Genomic DNA, 21,259 nt, shown 5'->3' with positions numbered 1-21,259 from the left:
CTACGAGCATGGCAGAGAACAAGACCCAGCCCACCAGCATGTCCGTGGATGAATTCCTGTCCTCCGTGGAGCACCCCGGCCGGCGCGCCGATGGGTTGGAACTGCGGAGGATGATGCAGGAGATCACCGGGAAGGAAGGGGTTATGTGGGGTCCCACCATCGTGGGATTCGGTAGCTACCACTACAAATACGAGAGCGGACGCGAAGGTGACTCTGCCGCCGTCGGATTCTCACCGCGCAAGGCGAACCTGGCGCTCTATGGCCTCACGTACGGCCCCGAGGCCGACCGCCTGCTTCCGGAGTTGGGCAAGCACAAGACCGGAGCCGCATGTTTATACATCAATAGGTTGGACGACGTGGACCGTGAGGTCCTCGCAGAGATGATCCGGACGGGCTACCAACACGTCATGTCGGAGCTCCACACCCCGTAAATCTCCGCCGAGGTGGCATTTAATGACAATCCCAGCGCTCCGGATTGGCATTAAATGCCACCTCGGCGCGGGTTGGGGGCAACAAAAGGACCCCCACAACCGGAAACCGGCGGCGGGGGTCCTTCTTAGCAGTCAGAGACTACTTCCCTGCAACGACCTCAAGGTCGATAACAGCGGAAACATCCTCGTGCAGGCGAACGTTGGCCTGGTACGAACCGACAGACTTGATGTGGTTCGGCAGTTCAACGTTGCGCTTGTCGATGGCGCCGAGGCCAGCGGCCTCAACAGCAGCAGCGACATCAGCAGGCTTGACGGTGCCGAAGAGACGACCGGACTCGCCGGCCTTCACCTCGAGCTTGACCTTCTTGGAGGACAGAGCCTGAGCCTGTGCCTGTGCAGCTTCAACAGAAGCGTGGGCACGAGCAGCGCGGGCAGCCTTGATGGACTCAACCTGCTTCTCGCCACCCTTGGTCCAGGTCAGAGCGAAGCCGCGGGGCAGCAGGAAGTTACGTGCGTAACCGTCCTTGACCTCGACAACGTCGCCAGCAGCACCGAGACCGGTTACTTCGTGGGTCAGAATGAGCTTTGCCATGTTAGTTAATCCCTTCCCTTAGCCGCGGCCAGCGCCGGAGTAAGGCAGCAGAGCAACTTCGCGGGCGTTCTTGATTGCCTGGGCGATCTTGCGCTGTTCCTGAACGGTAACGCCAGTAACGCGACGAGCGCGGATCTTTCCGCGGTCGGAGATGAACTTGCGCAGCAGTGCTACGTCCTTGTAGTCGATGACAGTGATGTCAGCGGCCTTCAAGGGGTTGGACTTTGGTTTGGGCTTACGGAGTTCAGCCTTAGCCATCGTGGAGCTCCTTTTCTATGGAGCCCGTGGATATTGATCCACGGGATGGTGGTGTTCGACGGCGGTAATCGCCCGGATGCCTTGCGGCAGTCCCGGCGGGTTCCGGCGTCGGACTTTTTCTTGGTGTTTAGAAGGGAGGTTCGGAATCCGGGCCGTTGCCCCAGCCGCCTGCATTGCTGACACCGGGCGTAGCCCAAGGGTCATCCTGCTGTGCGGGCTGGTTGCCGCCCCAGTTTCCACCGGAGTTGCCGCCCTGGCTTGCACCAGCTGCTGCACCTCCTCCGAAGCCACCGGCGTTACCGCCACCGAAGCCACCTTGACCACCGTTTCCGGCGCCGAACTGGCCACCGGAGCGCTGGGTACGGTTGACTTTGGCGTTTGCGTAACGCAAGCTGGGGCCGATTTCATCGACCTCAAGCTCGATAACGGTGCGCTTCTCGCCTTCTTTGGTTTCGTAAGAACGGCTCTTCAAACGGCCGGAGACAATGACGCGCATGCCCTTGGTGAGGGACTCGGCCACGTTCTCGGCTGCTTCGCGCCAGACGGAAGCGCGGAGGAACAGGGTTTCCCCGTCCTTCCACTCATTCGACTGGCGGTCAAAGGTCCGGGGAGTAGAAGCGATGGTGAAGTTCGCTACTGCTGAGCCAGACGGGGTGAACCGCAGCTCCGGGTCATTGGTGAGATTACCGATGACCGTAATAGTGGTTTCGCCTGCCATCTACTGCCTCCTTGTTCGTTCCTGCGGTGTAAAGATCTGGAAGGGGCTGATTACTCAGCAACGACCTTCTGGTCTTCGGGGCGGATGATCTTGGTGCGCATGATCGTCTCGTTAAGAGACAGCTGGCGGTCAAGTTCCTTGGCGGTAGCCGGCTCAGCGGTGAAGTTCACCACTGCGTAGATACCTTCGGACTTCTTCTTGATGTCGTATGCCAGACGGCGACGGCCCCAGATGTCAACCTTTTCGATGGTTCCACCATCGGTGGTGATGACATTGAGGAACTTCTGAAGCGACGGCTCTACGGTACGCTCTTCGACCTCGGGGTCGATGATTACCATCAATTCGTAAGGACGCATATGTGAACCCACCTCCTTTGGGCTAAGCGGTTACGGTATTTCCGTAACAGGAGGTTCATTTGCGATGCTGTGGCTCGCTCCCCCGCCGAAGACTCGGAAGGAGGGCGCAACACAGACTTCAATATCTTAGTGCATCTCCTGCACTCAAAGCTATTCGGTGGGGTCGTGGACCGAAACCTGCCAGTTGCCGTATGTGGATAACCCCGGCTCTGCAGGAAGCTGACGCCCGCTTGAAACGACAAAACCCCTGGAAGATCAGCGATCTTCCAGGGGTCTCCTGTGCGCGGAGGGGGACTTGAACCCCCACCCCCTTTCGAGGACTAGCACCTCAAGCTAGCGCGTCTGCCATTCCGCCACCCGCGCAGGGTGATTCGAAGAAACAGTGTTTCGTTTTTCTCCGTAACAGCGACAAAGACACTAACACGAGGATGCCCATTCCGTAGATTCCTGCGTCCCGGATCAAAAGGGGAACCCGAGCTAGGGTGGGGGCATGGATGCACTGAATTCCCTGGTCCTGACAGTCGTTTTCGCAGCGATCTTCCTCTACGCCCTCTATTTCGTGGTCCGTTCGGGCGTACGGGATGGCATCCTTCAGGCCGACAAGAAGCGCAGCAGTACCGGCGTCGGTGACTAGGTGGCCATGAACAATGTGAGAGTCAGGCGCAGCCGGTTGCGCTTCGTGGTCATGGTGGCAGCGGGCGCCGCAGCCTTCGTGGTCACAGGCTTTGCAGGCAGCTGGGTTGATGCCCCGGCCGTGGGCTGGGCAACGGCCGCGCTGATCTATGTTGCGTGGGTGTGGCTGGTGATAGCGCGGATGGATCCCGCCGAAACGCAGCAACACGCGACCTCCGAGGACCCGTCCCGTGGGGCCACCGACCTTCTGATCCTCATCGCAAACCTGGCCAGCATCGCAGCCGCGGTCGCGGTGATCGTCAACTCGCACACCGAAGGATCGGACACGCGCTTCTACTCGGCCGCGCTCTCCCTGGCGTGCGTAGCCCTGTCCTGGATGCTGGTCCAGACGCTGTTCACCCTGCGCTATGCGGAGCTCTACTACAGCCCTGACGCCGACGCCGGTGGTGGAGTTGGTGGCATCAGCTTTAACCAGGATCGCCCCCCGCAATACACGGATTTCGCTTACCTGGCCACCAGCCTGGGCATGACGTATCAGGTCTCAGACACCAACCTGGGCAACCATAGGATCCGGCTTGAGGCCTTGAAACACAGCCTGCTGTCCTACCTGTTCGGCACCGTCATCCTGGCCGTCACCATCAACCTCGTCATCGGCTTGGCCCAGTAGTCCATACCGCCCGACGTTCCGTTCCCGGTGGGACGCTAAGTTCCCGGCGGCGCACCCAGGCGTAGGCTACTTGCCATGAAGCCCCGGCTGATTTGGGTTGCGGCCGTCATTCTCGTGGCCGCGATCGGCGGACTGGTGTGGTTCGCGGTAGACAAGTCGCGCGTGTGCCCAGCCATTGGGAGCGCCACACCGATCGAGCTGAAGATAGCCTCAATGCCAAGCCGCGTCCAGGCATGTTTTGGCGACGGCTGCATGCCACGCCCTGTCCAGCAGCAGACGGATGGCCGCTGGCTCGTCCCTCAGGAGCCTCCGTATCTACCTGCCGGGCAGTCAGCTTCCCCACCCAGCGTGATGGCCAAGGTTCGTGTTGTGGTCAAGGAGTCCGGCAAACGCCAACGGGACGCCGTCTTCGACATCCCTGCGATTCCGGGTGTTCCGGACACCACCGGCGCACAATGCCCCGGGCCCATCCAGTACCTCCCCGTTGAGGTGCCTTGACCGCAAACGGGCCAGCCGCCGTCGAACACTCACGGCGACTGCCCCCGACGAAAAGGACGCTTACGACGCCGGACCGGAACCCAACGTCACACGCTCGGCTTCCCCGTCACTCACGGGAGCCGAGGGCGTGCCACGCTTGCGGTATCGGAATACGCCGATGGCGACGACAACCGCAGCCAGAGCCAGCGAGAGGAAGAGCGATTCTCGTGTGGATTCAAGGATCACCATGCCGATGATGAGCGCGACGATGCTTCCAATCGCCATCCACGTGAGGTACGGGAAGAACCACATCTTGAGGTCGAGGTCCTTGGCGGCGGCGCCCATGCGGCGGCGGAGGATGAGCTGTGAGCTCGCGATGACCAGCCACACAAACAAGGCGATGGCACCCGACGTATTGACGAGGAACAGGAACACCGTGTCCGGGGCAACGTAGTTCAGGCCAACGGTGATGAACCCGACCACGGTGGAGGCCAGTACTGCCGCCGCAGGCACGCCGCGCTTGGAAATCTTCATCCAGGATTTGGGGGCGTCGCCACGCTGCGAGAGCGAGAAAAGCATGCGGCTTGCTGTGTACAGACCCGAGTTCAGGCAGGAAAGAACCGATGTGAGGACCACGATGTCCATGATGGTGCCGGCACCCGGGATTCCGTAGAGCTCGATCACGGCAACGTACGGGCTCTTGGCAACTGAAGCGCTGTTCCACGGCAGGAGCGTGACCACAATGGCAATGGAGCCGATGTAGAAGATCAAGATGCGCCATACGGTGGACTTCACGGCCTTCTTGACGGCGTCTACAGGGTTTTCGGACTCACCCGCGGCGATGGTGGCAATCTCGGCACCGAAGAACGAGAAGACCACTACGAGGATGCCAGCCAGGACGGCGCCGGGGCCGTTGGGCATGAAACCGCCCTGATCCAGGAGGTTGGCGACGCCCGGAGCGGCAACGCCCGGGATCAAGCCGAGGATGGCGGCAATGCCAGCGAGCAGGAAGATGACGATTGCGGCCACCTTGATGGATGCGAACCAGAATTCGAACTCGCCGTACGACTTCACGGAGCCAAGATTCGTCAGGGTCAGGAGGACCATGAGAACCAGTGCCCAAACCCATTGGTCGACGCCTGGAACCCAGCGATGCATGATGGCAGCGCCGGCGGTGGCCTCGATGCCGAGCACGATGATCCAGAACCACGCATAGAGCCATCCGATGCTGAACCCGGCCCAGCGGCCAAGCGCCTTATCTGCATACGTGGAGAAGGAGCCAGTCTCAGGGTTGGCCGCAGCCATCTCGCCAAGCATCCGCATGACGAGGATGACCACCAGGCCGGCGGCCAGATAGGCGACAAGGATACCCGGACCAGCCTGCTGGATGGCGGCGCCGGAACCCACAAACAGCCCAGCACCAATCACGCCGGCGATGGCGATCATGGAGAGGTGTCGTGGCTTCAGGGACTTTGAGAGCTGTTGGTCAGCGTGCATGGGTCGGCGCCGTCCTTAGTGTCTTTGGAGAGTGCCCGAGCTGATGTGCAGCGGGCCACATGGCTTTCCCACAGTAGCCATCCCCGAGGGGCAAAATCCTGTGCGAGTGTACATTTTGGCGGTCTCGAAAAAGGAGGCATGCACAAAAAGTATGATTATAAGCATCTAAAGTTTCCTGAGGGAAACATTTGAAACGCTCTTGAAATGAGTCCTTGAGGCTTTCTTAACCTCCTTCGGGAACTTAGACGTCGGTCCGGTAGAACACTTCCGCCACAGAAGCCAAACGGAGCGGGTCCTCGACGCCGCACAACTCCCGTGCCGAATGCATGGACAGCAGGGGGATACCGACATCGACTGTCCTTATCCCGAGCCGCGTCGCAGTCAGTGGACCGATGGTGGAACCGCACGGAAGGTCATTGTTGGAGACATATTCCTGATATGGCACATTTGCTTCCGCGCACATCCGCGCCCACAGCGCAGCGCCCGCCGCGTCGGTGGCGTAACGTTGGTTGGCGTTGATCTTCAACAGCGGCCCACCGTTGAGTACGGGACGATTTACGGGATCATGCCGCTCAGCGTAGTTCGGGTGGACGGCGTGGCCGGCATCTGCAGAGACACAGAACGACGCCGCCAGGGACTGTCGCCGCTGGCTTACCGAAGCGCCAAGACCGTCAGAGATTCGGGTCAGGATGTCCTCAAGGATGGGTCCGCAGGCGCCGGAGCGCGAGTTGGAACCGATCTCTTCATGGTCAAACGCGGCGAGGACAGCGATGGGGCCGCCCCGAGCCCCCGCGTTCGCATGTTCGATCAATGCCACCAAGCCAGCATGCGTCGAAGAAAGGTTGTCCAAGCGGCCGGAGGCGAAGAACTCACCCTTGGCACCGAAAACCGCAGGTGCCTGCGTGTCCGCCACCACGACGTCGTAACCCCCGATGTCTGCTGGATCAACTGCTCCGCCCTCGATGCGCTCGGCAAGCAGGCCCAAAAGATCTTCATTGGCCGGATCCCCGAGCCCGAATACAGGGTTCATGTGCTGCTGCTTGGACAGAAGGAGGCCACTGTCATTGACCGCACGATCCAAGTGGATAGCCAGTTGCGGGAAGCGCAGGAGCGGGCCGGTTGCAGTCAAGTGCTGCGTGCCGTCGCGTAGTACCAAGCGGCCGGCCAGTTGCAGCTCACGGTCCAGCCAAGAGTTCAGGAGCGGTCCGCCGTAAACCTCGACGCCGGCCTGCAGCCAACCGAACTTGCCGGTGGTGGGCTTCGGCTTCAGTTTGAACGAGGGGGAGTCCGTGTGGGCGCCCAGGATATTGAAGCCTGTGGTTGGACCAGCATTTTGGGGAGTAACCCACGCGATCAGGGCACCATCGCGAATGACGTAGAACTTGCTGGCGCCACCTTCCCACGGCTGCAGTTCATCCAGTGGGGTGAAGCCGGCTCTATTCAACCGGCGAGCGGCCTCGTGCACTGCATGGAAGCTGGACGGCGAAGCCGAAACATACGCACCGAGGTCCTGGACGTGGTCAACTGCTGCGGAGGCATTCGAAGGCATGCCCCCGAGTCTAGCTGCGCTCTTCGATCGCTTCGCGTCAGACCGTGACATTCAGCGCGGCTGTGTAGCCTCCCTGGACCGAGCCAGACATGGTGGCCAGCTGATATATGCCTCCATCGTCACCAAAGACGTTGTCATCCGCCAGGGTGCTCTTTGCGAAGTTACGGACACTCGACTCATATCCCTGCGAGGCGTAGACGTCCTTGCAGGCCGCCTCGGTCAGGGCGATCTGGGAAACTGCCAACACCTGCCCAGCCGCAGACGTGTTGCTCATGGATTCAAATACCTCAAAGTGAATATGAGGCCACCGGCCACTGTAGGCGCCGGGATAGATGGTGGTGAAAGTGACCTGGCCGATGCTGTCGGCTTCCTGGACGCCCCGGAGGTAGTTCTCGTTCTTCAGCCCCGAGTCGTACAGGGAATACTTTCCATTCTGGTCACAGTGCCATGCATAGACCGCTGCGCCCGCCAGCGGCGAGCACCCGTTGGCGTTGTCCAGCAGCGTTAGCGTGAAAGTCAGTGGGACACCGGTGGCCTTCGAGGTGGAGCTACCGAAGCTTGAGGTGATGTCCTTGCGGACCACTCCCGATGCTTCGAGCACATTCGGCCCGTTGGAACCATCGCCGGGGTAGGGGCCGAGTGTTTCCTCGGGGATCTCGACTCCGCATTCAGCGAGTGCACGCGTCACGGTACTGGTGGCGGAAGGCGTTCCGGCCGCCGTCGTGCTTTCTGTTCCGGTAGCGGCAGCAGCGCTGGAAGACGACGACGGCGATGCGGTGCCACCTCCAGAACCCGGCGTACAAGCAGCCAGGGCTGCTGCCGTCCCGGCGCCGAACAGGACGCCCAATGTGCGCCGGCGGCTAAGGAGAGTGGAGAGATCGAATTCAAGGCCGCGATCGTGGTCTGGATGGGGCTGCGGGGAGGTCATGGGTCCATCAAACCCACAGGGGCTGTGCCTTGTACATGCAGAATCCATGGGGGAGCTGTGAAAGCCGCGGACGATGGGTTTCCGGAACAACCTGTGCAATATAAACATTTCTATATGCTTGTAATGCTCGTCACCTTGTGCCACGATTGCTCCCAGTAAGCACATCCACGGAAGGCATTGCCCCATGAACATTGAACTTAAAGCCGTGCGGAAGCTGCGCATCCACTGGCCCATCCCGCTGGACACGATGACCCAACTGGCTAGTGGCGATCTGGGGGCCCTGGAGTCTGACCCAGGCATCGCCTCGCTGCTGCAAGCGCTCACTGCAACGCCGGAGCTGGGTGGCTTCGGCAATTACCACCACGTCTTCGAGTCCTCAGCAGGGTTCGAGGGTTTTACCGTCGCGGAAGGTGCCAATCCCACGTTGGGAAGCGTGGGGCAGAGGACCATCTCGCCGACATTCGTGTTCACCACCTACTTCGATGACTCGCTCTCAGACCAGGCCGTACATGAGCTCGTCCAGCGGATCGTGGATATCCACCCGTGGGAAGTTCCCGTCATTGAAGTCTCCGGGCCCCTGAGTGTCTCCAGCAGCGCCCATGCTCCTGCCATTGAAAGCCGGGTGGCTTGATGAATTCCCAGTTATGGCAGCAGCTCGCGCCCCTGCTCGAAGGCAGGACGTACACCGATCTGACGCACGCGTTCCATCGCGGTCAGCCCCATTTTGCTGCCTTTCCGGATGAGTCCCGCGAAGCCCTCTTTGACATGGAAAAGGGGGACGGCTTTACCGCCCACCGGTACTCGATAGTTGGCCAGTGGGGCACCCACGTGGATCCGCCGTCGCACTTTGTCCGGGGCGGCCGAACGCTTGACGAGATACCCGTGGAACAAATGCTGTTGCCGTTGGTCGTCCTGGATATCAGTGACCGTGTCCACAACGATGAAGATGCCACTCCAACACTCGCCGACGTTCAGGGCTGGGAGGCGAGGAACGGGCACATTTTGCCAGGTTCGTTTGTGGCGCTCCGCACTGGTTGGAGCCGGCGATGGCCCGATGCCCAGGCCATGGCGAACAAGGACCAAGCCGGTATCAGCCACACTCCAGGCTGGTCACGCGAGGTTCTGGAATACCTGATCGAGAACCGTGCCGTGGCTGCGGTCGGCCACGAACAAACGGACACTGATCCCGGCGTCGCCACTTCCCAACAGGACTTCAGCCTGGAAACTTACGTCCTGGCCCGCGATAAGTGGCAGATTGAACTCCTTGCCAACCTGGACAACGTGCCCGAGGCAGGCGCCGTCCTGGTTGCTACCTGGGCCAAACCCCTGGAAGGCAGTGGCTTTCCGGCCAGGGTTTTCGCCATCCACTAGCTAGAATCAATCCATGTCAAAGACCTCAAGCATGGGCCGCGGCATGATGGCCATCCTTGCGGTCGGTGCCCGTCACGCGCAAGGAAACGACGGCGGCACGGTCGCCGACGTCGCGGCCGACTTGGACAAGGACCGCAGCCAAGTATCGCGGAGTCTCAAGGGTGCCTTGCAGGAAGGTTTCCTGGCCCGCAGGGATCAGAGGAAATACAGCTTGGGCTGGACTATCCTGACGGACGCGCAATTGGTCGCTGAACAACGGCTGAAGACGGACGGGCTAACCGCGCTCGAGGGTCTCGCTTCTGAAACCAACGAGGCATGCTTTCTTGGCGTGCTCAGCGGCAACAGCACGGTCACCATCGGTGAACAAGTGCCTGCCAGCGCCAACCTCGTGGGATCGTGGCTGGGACGTCCTTATCCTGCGTATTGCAGTGACGCCGGCCAAGCACTTCTGTGGGACGCACCGGACGAAGAAGTCCGCAAGATCTTCGAGTCTGTTGAGTTCGTGAAGCACGGACCCAATACGCCTTCCTCGGTGGAGGACTTCCTGGAGCGGCTCAATGATGCGCGCGTACGCGGTTACTCAATCGTGGACGAAGAAGCTGAGCCCGGACTTTACTCACTGGCTGCGCCCATACGCGACTTCAAGGGGGAGGTTGCTGCAGCCCTGCAGATAGTTGGCCCGAAGTCACGCATTGAACCCCACCGCGAAACGTACGCAGTCGCACTCCACTCCTGGCAGGAATGGCTGGAGTCCATGGTGGGTGGACGGCCTCAATAGCCGCCCTGACCTCAGTTCCCCGTTGCGGAACCGAGAGCCCCGGATGCGGAACCGGGAGTCCCGGACGCGGAACCGAGCCGGTGCGCCGCCGAATGCAGCAGCGGGGCCAGTTCCGGCGCGGCCCTCTCAAGATCGGAAAGCGTACCCAGGACACTGAGCGCAGCAATGATGGCGCCTGAAGAATCCCGAACAGGTACGCCCAGTTCCCACACACCGTGTTCGAACTCCTCGGCCGCCAAAACAAATCCCCGGGGCCTGTCGCGCTCCATGAGGGCGTCGACTTCCGCCTCGGAATGCGCTGCAGCAGGCCCCCCAACTCCAATGAAGTTGACATCCTTGAGCAGGGCGTCAAGCTCGTTACGGGAGTGGTCCCATAGCAATGCCCGCCCGGAACCCGTACACCACACAGGCGTGACCATTCCCGGCTTCGCGAATCCGCCCAGGACCGAGTTGTTGGTGGAGGAACGCAGCAGCAGAACCTTGACACCATCGCGCACTGACAGCCGGGACCTAAGCCCCAGGGACGAGACCAACTCTTCCAGTTCTGCCCGGGAATCACGCACCCAGCCAACATTAAGGGAGGCGGCCAGGCTGAAGAACCGGGGTCCCGCACGGAAAGGTCCGCGCTCCAGCCGCTCCAGCAGCCCCAAGTCGCACAGTTCCTGGGCCAGTCGCGAGACCCGGCTCTGCTCCATGTCCAGCTCAGCCGCGAGCTGGGATACGCCAAGGAGCTGACGGCCCTGCTTTTCGCGGTCAGTAACCAACCGAACGAGACGAAGCCCCTGCGCCAACGACGACGCCTCCGGTGACACCTCCAAGAAATCCCGCTCCTTCCGCCAAGCGCTCACGCCATTCTCACACGCCCGTGTCAGGGGCAAGAATCAGGGGCCCTTGGTCAGGACGACAAACGGCTTCACGGCCGGACTCTCTCTGAAGTCCGGCCGTGAAGCGCCTTGCTGGATTGATCAGGCGATCTGCTTAACCGCCGCGCGTCCATGCCTGAAGTGGAAGTAGATGTAGCAGGCGGCCACGAACGGAATACCGAAGTAAAGGGCAGCAACCTGGTTTGGATCGAAGGCAATGCCTATCAGTGAGACCAGGCAAAGCGTGAATGCCAGGATGGGAACCAACGGGAAGAACGGGGCCTTGTAGGCAAGATCGGCCACCTGCCCGCCGTTTCGGATAAATGCCCGGCGATGAAAGAAGTGGGATGCCGTGATTGACATCCATACCCCTACCACCGCGAATCCCGCCACGGAAACAAGGGCAAGGTACACCGTTTCGGGGGCAACCACGCTGCTGATCAGCGATGCCAGCCCACCAAGCATGCTGACAGAAAGGGCAACAAGGGGAATCCCGCGCTTCGTCAGTCGCTTCAGTGCCTTTGGCGCGTGCCCCTCATCGGACAGCGAGTACAGCATGCGGGCACAGGAGAACAGTCCGCTGTTTCCGGCAGACAACAGTGCCGTGATGATGACGAAGTTCATGATGTCCGCCGCGTAGGGGATGCCCACGGAGGAGAACACGGTAACGAACGGGCTCTCATCCAAGCCCACCTGATCGAAAGGAACGGTGGCGGCGATGACGGCAATGGCACCGACGAAGAAGATCAGGAGACGAATTACAGTGCTGCGCATGGCTTTGGGAATGTTCCGCGCGGGATCGGTAGTTTCTCCAGCAGCGACGCCGATGAGTTCAGAGCCGGAGAAGGCGTAGAAGACTGCCAGGGCAGTAACAAGAACCCCCGAGAAACCGTTGGGGAAGAGGCCCCCTGAGGTGTTGAAGTTTTCAAAAAGGAACGGGTGGTTTCCGGATTCCGAGAGCGGCTGGAACCCGAGGAGTGCGGCTCCGCCAAGCACGATCAACGCGATGATCGCCCCCACTTTAACGATGGAGAACCAGAACTCGGACTCTCCGAAGAACCTTGAGGAAATGGCATTGAGTCCGAAGAGGATTGCTGCGAACACCACGCACCAGACCCACACGTCCACCCCGGGGAACCACCGCTGCATGAGCAGGCCCGACGCCGTGAATTCGGACCCGATCGCAACTGCCCAGCAAAGCCAATAGAGCCAGGCCGTGGCGAAGCCCGTGGCGGGACCAATGGATCGTGCAGCATAAATGTGGAAGGCGCCTGAAACCGGGTAGGCAATGGCCAGTTCGCCGAGGCAAGCCATCACAAGGTAGACCACGAAGGCCCCTACCAAGTAGGCAATGACAGCGCCAAGGGGACCCGCTTGGGAAATCGTGTATCCGGAACTGAGGAAGAGGCCGGATCCGATGACACCGCCCATCGCGATCATGATGAGGTGGCGCGGACCCATCGTTCGGCGGAGGCCGGTTTCGGCAGCGCTGGACGAGGCGGGAGCATCAGGTAGATGGTCCAATTGCAGGGGTGCTGAAGGTTCCATGTGGTGTCTCCGGTTAATGACAGATGCGAACGGTACGCCTGAGGACATCCGGACTGGGGGTGCCAAGAAGGGCGTCTGTAGTGACGAAGGTAACACAATTTCGACGCATATGGTCATTAAAAACATTTGTTAATGCATATGTTGCACGTTACGTGCGATGGGGGTTAGTAGTCCGGGTTGCTCGGTACAACAAGTCCGGTCTCGTACGCGTACACCACCACTTGCACACGATCCCTCAATTGCAGCTTGCTGAGGATGCGGCGGACATGGGTCTTGACAGTGGCCTCGGACAGGAAGAACTTGTGGGCGATCTCCGCGTTGGACAGCCCCTCGGCGATGGTCGTGAGGATCTCGGTTTCGCGCGGTGTGAGATCGTCCAACAACGGATCGCGATGTGGGCTGGGCGATTGGCCGGGTAGGCTGCCGCCGCGTACATATGTTTCCAACAGCCTCTGCGTTACACGGGGGGCCACAACCGCGTCGCCACTGGCCACTAGTCGCACAGCGTGCACGAGTTCAACCGGGGCAACATCCTTGAGCAGGAAGGCAGAGGCGCCCGCTTGCAGCCCCGAGAAGGCGTATTCGTCCAGGTCAAACGTGGTGAGGATGATGACCCGCGCTTCGGAACCGGAGTCCGAAATGCGGCGCGTGGCTTCTATGCCATCCATGGTGGGCATCCGGACGTCCATAAGCACCACATCCGGCTGCAGCTCCTCAACCTGCCGGACGGCCTCGTTCCCGTCCGATGCCTCGCCCACTACATGGAAGTTATCTTCACCTTCAAGGATGAGTCGAAAGCCCATTCGCAGCAGTGGCTGGTCATCCACCAGCAGAATCTTGATGATGCCGTTCTCTACCACTATTCCCCCTTTTCGCCGTTCCAGTGCAGCTCGGCGTGGACCGCCCAGCCTCCCCTTTTGCTCGGACCGGCACTAACGATTCCAGCATAGATTCCCGCCCGTTCACGCATCCCGGCGATGCCTTGCCGTGTTCCCAGGCTGTCCATTGACTCGCCACCCTCGCGGGTTCCGCGGCCGTCGTCGAGCACGTCTATAGTGACCAGGTCGCCCTCGCGGGCTACCTGCACGTCCACGCGGCTAAGAGAGCGCCCATAGCGAAGAACGTTGGTCAACGATTCCTGCACAATCCGGTAAACGGTGAGCTCGAACGCAGGATCGGCCGGAAGCGCGGGCCCAGTGTGCGCGTAGTGCAGCGGCAGGCCAGCCGTGCGGAATCCATCCAGCAGCTTGGCCAGGTTAAGCCCGGACTCAAGCGGTGTCAGCGGCGCCGGGCGGCCGGAATCGTCGCGCAGGACTCCAAGCACCCGGCGCATGTCCGCAAGTGCCGCCCTACCCGTTCGGGACAGTTCACCCAGGACGTCGCCGGCGCGATCGGGGTCCTTCTTGACCACGACTGCCGCACCGTCCGACAAACTGATCATTACCGTCAGGGAGTGAGCCACGACGTCGTGCATTTCCCGCGCGATCCTGTTGCGCTCCGTGACCTTGCCCAACTGGGTTGTCCGCGCCGCCCATGCGGCGATCTCGGCCTCATGCTCACGCCGCTGGCGGACCGAGATACCAATGCCCGTGGCTAGCAGGTTGGACAACATGATGGTTACAGCAGTGGCGATGTTGTTGATGAGGTGGAAGTTCTCGGGGACGTCCTGCAGGGTGTTCATACTGCTGGGACTTGTCCACATGAAAAGGTACAGCAGGCTCAGCGGCAGGCTGGCAGCGCCAAACACCACCAGTGAAGTTGCTCGCTTCCGGTTCGTGGCTACAGCGTAGAGGGCGAACCACAGACCCGCGGAAACGTTTGAGCCCCACGGGTTCAGCACGGTGGCCAGGACTTCAAGAACCGCGACGGCGGCAACCACCTGAAGCGGGTAGCGCCGCCGGAATATCAGCACGGTGGCGATCAGCAGCAAGAGCCCGACGACGAGCCACTTGCCCTCGATGATCGAGGCGATGATCGTGGGCAAGGCCAACAGGACGTAGCAAAGAACAACCACTGCATCCATCGCGCGGGGACGCTGGAAAAAGTACCTACGAATACGGCCCCTGCGGCGCTGGGCAATTTCAGCGAAGGACGCGTCGGCTGTCACAGCCGGCGCGTCCTTCACTTGTGGAGCTTCAGTCATGGATTGAGCCTAGACGGCCTAGACATCCCGCTTCTTCAACAGGACCATCGCCAAGGCAACCGGCACTACAACCCAGGCGCCAAGAACCAGGGCGGCCTGCCAAACTTCCAGGGTGTCCGGAACATGCTCGACGGCGGTCATCGGGTTGATCGTGTTACCCGGAAGGTACTTGCGGGCCTCCACGAAGAAGTCGCCGGGAATGAGCTGGAAAGCAATCGGGGCAACAAAGAACAGACCCACGAGGCTCATGATGCCTCCGGCCGAGTTGCGGACGATGGTTCCGAGTGCCATGCCAATCGCTGCCACGGCTGCCACGTAAATGCTGTTGACGAGCAAAAGCTTGACCGATTGCGAGCTACTGAGATCCAGCTTGAGATCGTAGTTATCCACGATCGGGAGCGACACGAGCCCCGCAATGAAGGTGGACACCGCAGTCAGCAGGAAGGCACTGACCATCACGACTATGAGCTTGGCCAGGAACGGCGAGAGCCTCTTCGGGACTGCAGCGAAGGTGGAGCGCGCCATTCCCGTGGTGAATTCGGAGCTCATGAGCAGGACGCCCAACGAACCGAGGATGAGCTGGGCGAAGGCGATGCCGGAGGTGGGGATGGTAACGGCGATGTCCCCGCCCTGCGCCGCAATGGCTGCGGCCGCTTCAGGATCCCGCGCAGCTTGCTCAGCGAACTGCCCCGTTCCCCAAGCCGAAAGTGCTGCGAAGCCGACCATCACCAAGGCTGTGGAGGCAAGGAGAATCAGCGTGGACAACAGTGTGCGGAACTTGATGAACTCCGAGTTCAGTACGCGATGGAAGGCCGGTCCTGGACCGACGGAGTTACGCATGGACTTGCGGTCCAAAGTGGTGGTGCTCATGTCTATTTCCCTCCGGCCTGAACGGGAACAGAGGCCCCGGCGGTGATGTGCGAGTGGTATTCCACCTCGTCTTTGGTCAACTCCATGTACGCCTCCTCGAGACTTGCCTGGAGCGGGGTCAGCTCGTAGACCATGACCTGGTTGTCCAGGGCAGTCCGGGCGATCGCGCGAGGATCCAGGCCCGAAACTTCCAGCAGCTCACGCTCGTGGACCTCCACAGAGACACCCGTGCCGGCGAGCAGTTGCATGAGCCGCTCCGGCTGGTCCGTGCGCACGCGGGTGCGGGCCTGGCCCTTGCCGGTGATGATCTCTGCGATGGGTGCGTCCGCAATGATCTTGCCGCGGCCAATCACGATCAGATGGTCTGCCGTCAACGCCATCTCACTCATGAGGTGGCTGGACAGGAATACGGTGCGGCCCTCGGAAGCGAGGTACTTCACCAGGTTCCGAACCCAGACCACGCCTTCCGGATCAAGGCCGTTGACGGGTTCGTCCAGGATGATGGTCTGTGGATCGCCCAGGAGCGCTGCCGCAATGCCGAGGCGCTGGCCCATACCGAGTGAGAAACCCTTCACCTTCTTCTTGGCGACTTCCCCCAGCCCGGTCATCTCGATGACCTCCCGCACCCGGCTCTTGGGGATGCTGTGGGTCGCGGCCATGGCGAGCAGGTGGTTGTACGCCGTACGGCTCGTGTGGACTGCCTTGGCATCCAGGAGTGCACCGATTTCACGCAGCGGCGCAACGTGCTTGGCAAACGGCTCACCGTTCACGGTCACTGAACCAGCAGTGGGAGTATCCAGCCCCATGATCATGCGCATAGTGGTGGACTTGCCGGCACCGTTCGGGCCCAGGAAGCCCGTCACCCGTCCGGCTTGGACAGTGAAACTGACACCGCCGACGGCGGTTTTCTCGCCGTAGACCTTCGTCAGGCCTTTTGCTTCGATCATGGAAGCGTTCCCTCCTCGGAGCACGTGTGCGTGCAGATGAGTTGTTGACTGTACTAACCACGCTAGTCACAGAGGGTGCGGAAATCGCCTGTCTCAGGGATGATTCAGGGTCCAGTCAGGGTAGTCCTCCCGGATGACACCAGGATCTAGGATCCTGGGTCCACCGGCAGTGGGCAGTACACACGGAGCTCGCGCCTCTTGACAGTGAAGACGGCACTGCGCACCCCTGGCTTAGGCTCACCGTCCACGGCAAGGACCAACGGTTCTCCGATCGCCTCAATGGTCACGGTGGTTGCCTCGGTCAGATGCGTGACTTTGGAAGCGGCAACGGTACCCGTGACCACGGCCCACAGCAGTCGGGCACGGGCAAATGGTTCATCCGCCGTGATCATGCGGACGTCGAAGACGCCGTCGTCCAGCACGGGGCGTCGAAGTGGGGCATGGTCGCTGGGGTAGTACCGTCCGCGGCCCAGATACAGGATCCAGAGCTTGTGCCTCACGCCGTTAACGGTGAGGGTCGTGGGGGAGTTCACGCCGAACGTTCGCAGCGATGCCACCAGACTGGCCAGGGGCTTGCCCATGGCAGGCTGCAGTCTCTCCCTACGGCGTACCAGGTTCGGATAAACACCCACACTGGCCGTATTCAGCATGGCGATCTCACTGGCCTCAGGGTTGTCAGGCAAACCGCGATGTACGGCAACATGCCCGAAATCCACCAACGCCGCCTGACCTTGCGTGACTGCCTCGATTGCGTCGTCAATCGAACTGGTCCCAAGATCACGCGCAAAGTGGTTAAGGGTGCCCCCGGGCAATACCAGCAGAGGCAGGGAATGCTCGACGGCGGCAGCCGCCGCAGTGCCCACCGTCCCGTCACCACCCCACACGCCAAGCGCTATGGTGCCCGGCCGGGTAGCTGCCGCATCAACTTCCGCGGCTACATCCTCGCCCTCAGCGATTTCATGAATATGCGCCTTAGGGAATACATCCTTCAAGAGTTCGCCGGTTTCCTGAGAGTACGAGCCGCCGAGGACGTTGACGGCGATACTCAGCCCCTCGCCGTCGACAATCGCTGGAGCATCTGCCGGCGTTCGGCGGGGTTTGGGCTCGGCGGGCTTGGCCGGCCACCATTTACGCGTCAGCAGTGCAGCACCCGCTCCAAGAGCAGAACCAAACACCACGTCTGACGGCCAGTGGGCGCCTGTGTGCACACGGGAGTAAGCCACACCTGCCGCGAGGGGCGCGAGTACGGCACCCAGGACGGGAGAGACCATCCCCGCTCCCACGGTAAAAGCCACGGCAGAAGCTGAGTGGCCAGACGGCATTGACGAACTAACGGGCTGTGGATGCACGAATCTGAAGACCGGCAAATGCTCGGGCAGGGGTCGCGTCCTGGGGAGTGCCGTCTTGAAGATGACGTTGGTGACGCCGGAGGCAACGCCCAAGGCAAGGAGTCCGTGCAGGGCTGCCCTGCGCGGCTTTCCTGGAACACTCGCCATGATTCCCGCGATACCGAACCAGAGCTTCCCCTTGGTGGCCGCTGCGGAGAGCCGCCGGAAGAGATCATCATGTTCACCGTGAGGCTGGCGCGAAACCGCCCTGACAAGGAAATGATCGAACCTTGCCACGTGCTTGGGCCCTTTGCCCAGGAAACCTCGCATGCCACCACAGTAGCGCGAGCTTGGCCGCACGAGTCTGCGGCATTCCCGTGACGTTCAGATGCTCCATCCAAACTTTCCCTGACTACGATGAGGTGCATGCTCCGAGTCCTGCGTCCGCGTCGAAGGCCCGGCTGGCAGACCTTCGCCCCAGCCTTGTTCTTGCTCTGCGCATTCGCGGTCCCGGGAGCCATGCTTGTGGCCGGTCAGGGAGAACCCGCCCTCAACAGAATCGATACAACATGGCAGGCCTATATCTTCACCCTGCACGCCCCGTTCTGGGACGGAGTAAACGTAGTGCTCAACGCGGTTGGCTATGTAGGGATGCTGGTGTTGCACCTTGTTTTGGTGGTCGCACTGCTCATCTGGCGGCGTCCCAAGGCTGCTATGTTCACTGCACTGGCAGGACTTTCTGCCCTGGGGCTCACGCAACTGACCAAGGCCGTTGTCGGCCGCGAAAGGCCGCAAGGCGCAACGGTCCTCTCGGATACCGGTTCATACCCTTCGGGGCATGTTTCTGCCACAACCGCGTTTCTCGTCGTGTTGGCGTTGCTGATTGGCCGGCAGTGGGCGAAGGTGGTGGCCGTTCTTGGCATACTCGCGATGATGATCAGCAGAACCTACTTGTCGGCTCACTGGTTAAGTGATGTCCTGGGTGGCGCTTGCCTTGCCGCCGGCGTGGTTCTGCTGTTGTGGTGGCCGTTCTTAAAGATATGCGTCCAGGAGAATGAAACCGCTGGCCGGGCAACTATTTGGCGCGCAGGGGCCTCGCAACGCCAGCAAGAAGCAGGGCAACAAGAATAGGTACTCCGATCGCCAGGAGTGCCATGTGAATTCCCGTTTGATCGCCAAGGTAACCCAGAAGCGGCGGGCCAGCCAGGAACGCGACATAGCCAATCGTTGAGACCACAGAGACCCGTGCCGCTGCATGCTTGGGATCGTCGGCCGCAGCGGACATGCCCATGGGGAAGGCCAACGCCGCACCAACGCCCCAAAGAGCAGCACCAAAGCCGGCCAGCACCACGTTGCCGGCAAAGACGAACAACGCCAGGCCCAGCGCGGCCGCTGCCATGCTGGCCCGCAGGACAGCGACGCGGCCGAACCTGTCGATGACCTTGCCGCCTAGGAAGCGCATCCCCGTCATGGCAGCAACGAAGAGCGCGAAGAGCAGGGCGCCGGTCGCGTCGGAGGTACCGAGTCCATCAACTGCTGCCTTGGCAATCCAGTCATTGCCGGCGCCCTCCGTGAGGGTCGCACCCAAAACCACCACACCGATGAGCAGGGTCCGGCCGTCCCGCCAAGCCGTGGGTCCCTTGGGAGCCGGCGCGCCGTCGTCGAGCGTTTCAGCCACTGACGCTTCGTGCGGCAGGAAGTAGCGCGGCACGGTCAGCGCGAGGAGGACAGCAAGTCCAGCGATCACGAGCAGATGCTCAGGGAGGCCAACACCAAGTTGGGAGAGCCCCGCCCCGATCAAAGCGCCTACAAAAGCCCCGCCGCTGAACGCTGCGTGAAACTGGGGCATGATGGTCCGCTTGAGCCGGTGTTCGACGTCGGCCCCTTCGATGTTCTGGGCCACGTCCCAGAGGCCGATGCCAATGCCAAAGAAGAAGAGGGCGATCGCTGTGGCCGGAACCGATGCAGCCATGAGGGAGAAGGCGATCGCCGCACCTGCCGCCCCCGCCACGATGCCGGCAAGACGAACCGTTCCGGCGGTACCGATTCGGCCCACCACCCAACCTGCGGATGGCAAGGCCATCAAGGACCCGACGGCGGTGCAAAGCAGCAGGGTGCCCATTTGACCGGAGGTCAGACTGAGAGCCTCAGTGACAGCGGGGATGCGTGCCGCCCAGCTGGCAAACACCAAGCCGTTCATGGCGAAGATCAGGAACGTCGCCACCGCCGCGGCGTTGACATTGGTGGTGCTTTTTGTGCTGGTGGTCATGCAATCACAACTTCCACAGAGAGTTTGTCGAGCCGGGCAAGATCTTCGGAGGATGGCTTGAGGTCCGTGACGATGATGTCCACAATGTCCATCGCAGCAACCAGGGCTACCGCGCTGGCATTCCACTTACTGCTGGAGGAGGCAACGATCACCCGCGACGCCGATTCCAGGCCGGCGCGCTTCACCGCGGCGTCGTCCAGGTCATGGGCCAGCAGTCCATCCTTGAGATTGAGGGCGCAGGGCGTCACCACAGCGGTATCGAACCGCAACGAGCGGATATTCGCTTCGGTCATGGGCCCGCGGAAAGACTGTTCGCCTGGAATGAGGCTTCCTCCCGGGAGTATGAGCTGCGGCCTGCGGCCTTCCTTGGCGTGAGTCAGCGCCTCGACGCCGTGCAAGGACATGGGCATCACCGTGAGTTCACGCTGGCCCAGCCGCCGCGCGATCTCCGTGGCGGTGGATCCGCTGTCCAACCACACATGCTCGCGGTCCTTCAACAGTGCGTCAACAGCCGCTGCGATCTTAAGCTTTGCCTCGTGGTCTTCCAGTTCTCGCTGCCCATAGCCGGGGTTGTCACCTCGCGCTACCAGACTGCGGGCGCCGCCGTGGATCCGCTTCAGTACTCCATTGGCAGCAAGAATCTCGAGATCACGGCGGATTGTGGCGCCCGAGGCTCCGGTGGCGGCTACCAGCTCGTCCACTGATACTTCTTCGCGTTTGCGCAGCAGCTCGCCAATGAGCCGGTGGCGGTCAGCAGTTCCCATGATCTAACGGTATCAGGCTCACGCTCACTTAATCACGCAGCGTGATCATTTGCTCACCGATGCTCTCTCACATCCCACCCCTCATACCCGGATGTTCTCTCCCTTGCGTCAGGAAAGTGAGAGTGCGCTCGTCAAGTTTTTGAGACAGTTTCGTTGGTGTTAGGCGGCCAGGGGTTCCTGGGCGCGGTTGTAGTGGTTTGCGTGGGCGGCGGCCGGTGGGATGCCGCCGGCCCTGCGGTTGGGACGGCGGCGGTTGTACCAGCCTTCGATGT

Annotated in this window: 24 protein-coding genes and 1 tRNA gene; 8 read left to right on the top strand and 17 right to left on the bottom strand. The window is 61.3% G+C overall.

Annotated features, from left to right (window positions below; all coding sequences use genetic code 11):
• Positions 1 to 8: 8 nt before the first annotated feature.
• Positions 9 to 431 carry a DUF1801 domain-containing protein gene (locus AB4Z15_RS10450; protein ID WP_442017197.1) on the top strand — a complete coding sequence of 141 codons (423 nt, stop codon included), beginning with the start codon at positions 9 to 11 and terminating at the stop codon, positions 429 to 431.
• Positions 432 to 570: 139 nt separating this feature from the next.
• On the opposite strand, the gene rplI is transcribed toward AB4Z15_RS10450, so the two are convergent.
• The 5 genes from rplI to AB4Z15_RS10425 form a co-directional block, all read right to left on the bottom strand.
• Positions 571 to 1,023 carry a 50S ribosomal protein L9 gene (gene rplI, locus AB4Z15_RS10445; RefSeq protein WP_223935139.1) on the bottom strand — a complete coding sequence of 151 codons (453 nt, stop codon included), beginning with the start codon at positions 1,021 to 1,023 and terminating at the stop codon, positions 571 to 573.
• An 18-nt stretch (positions 1,024 to 1,041) separates the two neighbouring features.
• Entirely contained in the window at positions 1,042 to 1,281 is a 240-nt protein-coding gene (rpsR, locus tag AB4Z15_RS10440; RefSeq protein ID WP_003800144.1) for a 30S ribosomal protein S18, read from the bottom strand.
• Between the two features lie 127 nt (positions 1,282 to 1,408).
• Positions 1,409 to 1,999: a single-stranded DNA-binding protein gene (locus AB4Z15_RS10435; RefSeq protein WP_216924481.1), complete on the bottom strand. Its 591-nt coding sequence runs from the start codon at positions 1,997 to 1,999 to the stop codon at positions 1,409 to 1,411.
• A gap of 50 nt (positions 2,000 to 2,049) precedes the next feature.
• A complete protein-coding gene (gene rpsF / locus AB4Z15_RS10430; RefSeq protein WP_021473324.1) occupies positions 2,050 to 2,355 on the bottom strand; it encodes a 30S ribosomal protein S6 in 306 nt (101 codons plus the stop codon).
• Between the two features lie 280 nt (positions 2,356 to 2,635).
• A tRNA-Leu gene (locus AB4Z15_RS10425) sits at positions 2,636 to 2,718 on the bottom strand.
• Positions 2,719 to 2,845: 127 nt separating this feature from the next.
• Here AB4Z15_RS10425 and AB4Z15_RS10420 point away from each other — a divergent pair.
• From AB4Z15_RS10420 to AB4Z15_RS10410, 3 genes are all read left to right on the top strand, one after another.
• Positions 2,846 to 2,989 (top strand): hypothetical protein, encoded by a 144-nt coding sequence (locus AB4Z15_RS10420; RefSeq protein ID WP_442004922.1) that lies wholly within the window; start codon positions 2,846 to 2,848, stop codon positions 2,987 to 2,989.
• Between the two features lie 6 nt (positions 2,990 to 2,995).
• A complete protein-coding gene (locus tag AB4Z15_RS10415; RefSeq protein WP_442017196.1) occupies positions 2,996 to 3,655 on the top strand; it encodes a DUF1345 domain-containing protein in 660 nt (219 codons plus the stop codon).
• Positions 3,656 to 3,730: 75 nt separating this feature from the next.
• The gene (locus AB4Z15_RS10410; RefSeq protein ID WP_442017195.1) at positions 3,731 to 4,153 is read left to right on the top strand and encodes a hypothetical protein; all 423 of its coding nucleotides are present in this window, start codon (positions 3,731 to 3,733) and stop codon (positions 4,151 to 4,153) included.
• 60 nt (positions 4,154 to 4,213) lie between these two features.
• Here the strand turns inward: AB4Z15_RS10410 and AB4Z15_RS10405 are convergent, their stop codons facing one another.
• From AB4Z15_RS10405 to AB4Z15_RS10395, 3 genes are all read right to left on the bottom strand, one after another.
• Positions 4,214 to 5,629, bottom strand: coding sequence for an amino acid permease (locus AB4Z15_RS10405; RefSeq protein WP_442017194.1), 1,416 nt, complete (start codon positions 5,627 to 5,629; stop codon positions 4,214 to 4,216).
• 241 nt (positions 5,630 to 5,870) lie between these two features.
• The gene (locus AB4Z15_RS10400; protein ID WP_442017193.1) at positions 5,871 to 7,178 is read right to left on the bottom strand and encodes a M18 family aminopeptidase; all 1,308 of its coding nucleotides are present in this window, start codon (positions 7,176 to 7,178) and stop codon (positions 5,871 to 5,873) included.
• A gap of 37 nt (positions 7,179 to 7,215) precedes the next feature.
• Positions 7,216 to 8,106: an intradiol ring-cleavage dioxygenase gene (locus tag AB4Z15_RS10395; RefSeq protein WP_442017192.1), complete on the bottom strand. Its 891-nt coding sequence runs from the start codon at positions 8,104 to 8,106 to the stop codon at positions 7,216 to 7,218.
• Positions 8,107 to 8,290: 184 nt separating this feature from the next.
• Here AB4Z15_RS10395 and AB4Z15_RS10390 point away from each other — a divergent pair, with 184 nt between their 5' ends.
• From AB4Z15_RS10390 to AB4Z15_RS10380, 3 genes are read left to right on the top strand one after another with little or no spacing between them, the layout of a single operon-like run.
• Positions 8,291 to 8,737 (top strand): hypothetical protein, encoded by a 447-nt coding sequence (locus AB4Z15_RS10390; protein ID WP_431117318.1) that lies wholly within the window; start codon positions 8,291 to 8,293, stop codon positions 8,735 to 8,737.
• A complete protein-coding gene (locus AB4Z15_RS10385; protein ID WP_442017191.1) occupies positions 8,737 to 9,477 on the top strand; it encodes a cyclase family protein in 741 nt (246 codons plus the stop codon). The genes AB4Z15_RS10390 and AB4Z15_RS10385 overlap by 1 nt, the downstream gene beginning before the upstream one ends.
• Positions 9,478 to 9,490: 13 nt before the next feature.
• Positions 9,491 to 10,255 carry an IclR family transcriptional regulator gene (locus AB4Z15_RS10380; RefSeq protein ID WP_442017190.1) on the top strand — a complete coding sequence of 255 codons (765 nt, stop codon included), beginning with the start codon at positions 9,491 to 9,493 and terminating at the stop codon, positions 10,253 to 10,255.
• Between the two features lie 11 nt (positions 10,256 to 10,266).
• On the opposite strand, the gene AB4Z15_RS10375 is transcribed toward AB4Z15_RS10380, so the two are convergent.
• The 7 genes from AB4Z15_RS10375 to AB4Z15_RS10345 all read right to left on the bottom strand — a co-directional run bounded on the left by AB4Z15_RS10375 (position 10,267) and on the right by AB4Z15_RS10345 (position 18,284).
• Positions 10,267 to 11,073 (bottom strand): IclR family transcriptional regulator, encoded by an 807-nt coding sequence (locus tag AB4Z15_RS10375; protein ID WP_442017189.1) that lies wholly within the window; start codon positions 11,071 to 11,073, stop codon positions 10,267 to 10,269.
• 147 nt (positions 11,074 to 11,220) lie between these two features.
• Complete coding sequence (locus AB4Z15_RS10370; protein WP_442017188.1) at positions 11,221 to 12,666, bottom strand: amino acid permease; 1,446 nt, start codon at positions 12,664 to 12,666, stop codon at positions 11,221 to 11,223.
• 164 nt (positions 12,667 to 12,830) lie between these two features.
• Positions 12,831 to 13,526 (bottom strand): response regulator, encoded by a 696-nt coding sequence (locus AB4Z15_RS10365; RefSeq protein WP_442017187.1) that lies wholly within the window; start codon positions 13,524 to 13,526, stop codon positions 12,831 to 12,833.
• Complete coding sequence (locus AB4Z15_RS10360) at positions 13,526 to 14,809, bottom strand: sensor histidine kinase (RefSeq protein ID WP_442017186.1); 1,284 nt, start codon at positions 14,807 to 14,809, stop codon at positions 13,526 to 13,528. The genes AB4Z15_RS10365 and AB4Z15_RS10360 overlap by 1 nt, the downstream gene beginning before the upstream one ends.
• A gap of 18 nt (positions 14,810 to 14,827) precedes the next feature.
• On the bottom strand, positions 14,828 to 15,679 hold the full coding sequence (locus AB4Z15_RS10355) for an ABC transporter permease (RefSeq protein ID WP_216924452.1): 852 nt from the start codon (positions 15,677 to 15,679) through the stop codon (positions 14,828 to 14,830).
• A gap of 2 nt (positions 15,680 to 15,681) precedes the next feature.
• Positions 15,682 to 16,626 carry an ABC transporter ATP-binding protein gene (locus tag AB4Z15_RS10350; protein ID WP_442017185.1) on the bottom strand — a complete coding sequence of 315 codons (945 nt, stop codon included), beginning with the start codon at positions 16,624 to 16,626 and terminating at the stop codon, positions 15,682 to 15,684.
• A 146-nt stretch (positions 16,627 to 16,772) separates the two neighbouring features.
• A complete protein-coding gene (locus AB4Z15_RS10345) occupies positions 16,773 to 18,284 on the bottom strand; it encodes a bifunctional phosphatase PAP2/diacylglycerol kinase family protein (RefSeq protein WP_442017184.1) in 1,512 nt (503 codons plus the stop codon).
• Positions 18,285 to 18,380: 96 nt separating this feature from the next.
• Between AB4Z15_RS10345 and AB4Z15_RS10340 the strand changes: the two genes are divergently transcribed.
• A complete protein-coding gene (locus tag AB4Z15_RS10340) occupies positions 18,381 to 19,085 on the top strand; it encodes a phosphatase PAP2 family protein (RefSeq protein WP_442017183.1) in 705 nt (234 codons plus the stop codon).
• On the opposite strand, the gene AB4Z15_RS10335 is transcribed toward AB4Z15_RS10340, so the two are convergent.
• Complete coding sequence (locus AB4Z15_RS10335) at positions 19,030 to 20,223, bottom strand: MFS transporter (protein ID WP_442017182.1); 1,194 nt, start codon at positions 20,221 to 20,223, stop codon at positions 19,030 to 19,032. The two genes, AB4Z15_RS10340 and AB4Z15_RS10335, sit on opposite strands and share 56 nt — an antisense overlap.
• Positions 20,220 to 20,987 carry a DeoR/GlpR family DNA-binding transcription regulator gene (locus AB4Z15_RS10330; protein ID WP_442017181.1) on the bottom strand — a complete coding sequence of 256 codons (768 nt, stop codon included), beginning with the start codon at positions 20,985 to 20,987 and terminating at the stop codon, positions 20,220 to 20,222. The genes AB4Z15_RS10335 and AB4Z15_RS10330 overlap by 4 nt, the downstream gene beginning before the upstream one ends.
• Positions 20,988 to 21,259: the final 272 nt, after the last annotated feature.

Source organism: Paenarthrobacter sp. 2TAF44, assembly GCF_052114885.1.
Classification (GTDB): Bacteria; Actinomycetota; Actinomycetes; order Actinomycetales; family Micrococcaceae; genus Arthrobacter.
This window is presented reverse-complemented; position numbering and strand designations above follow the sequence as displayed.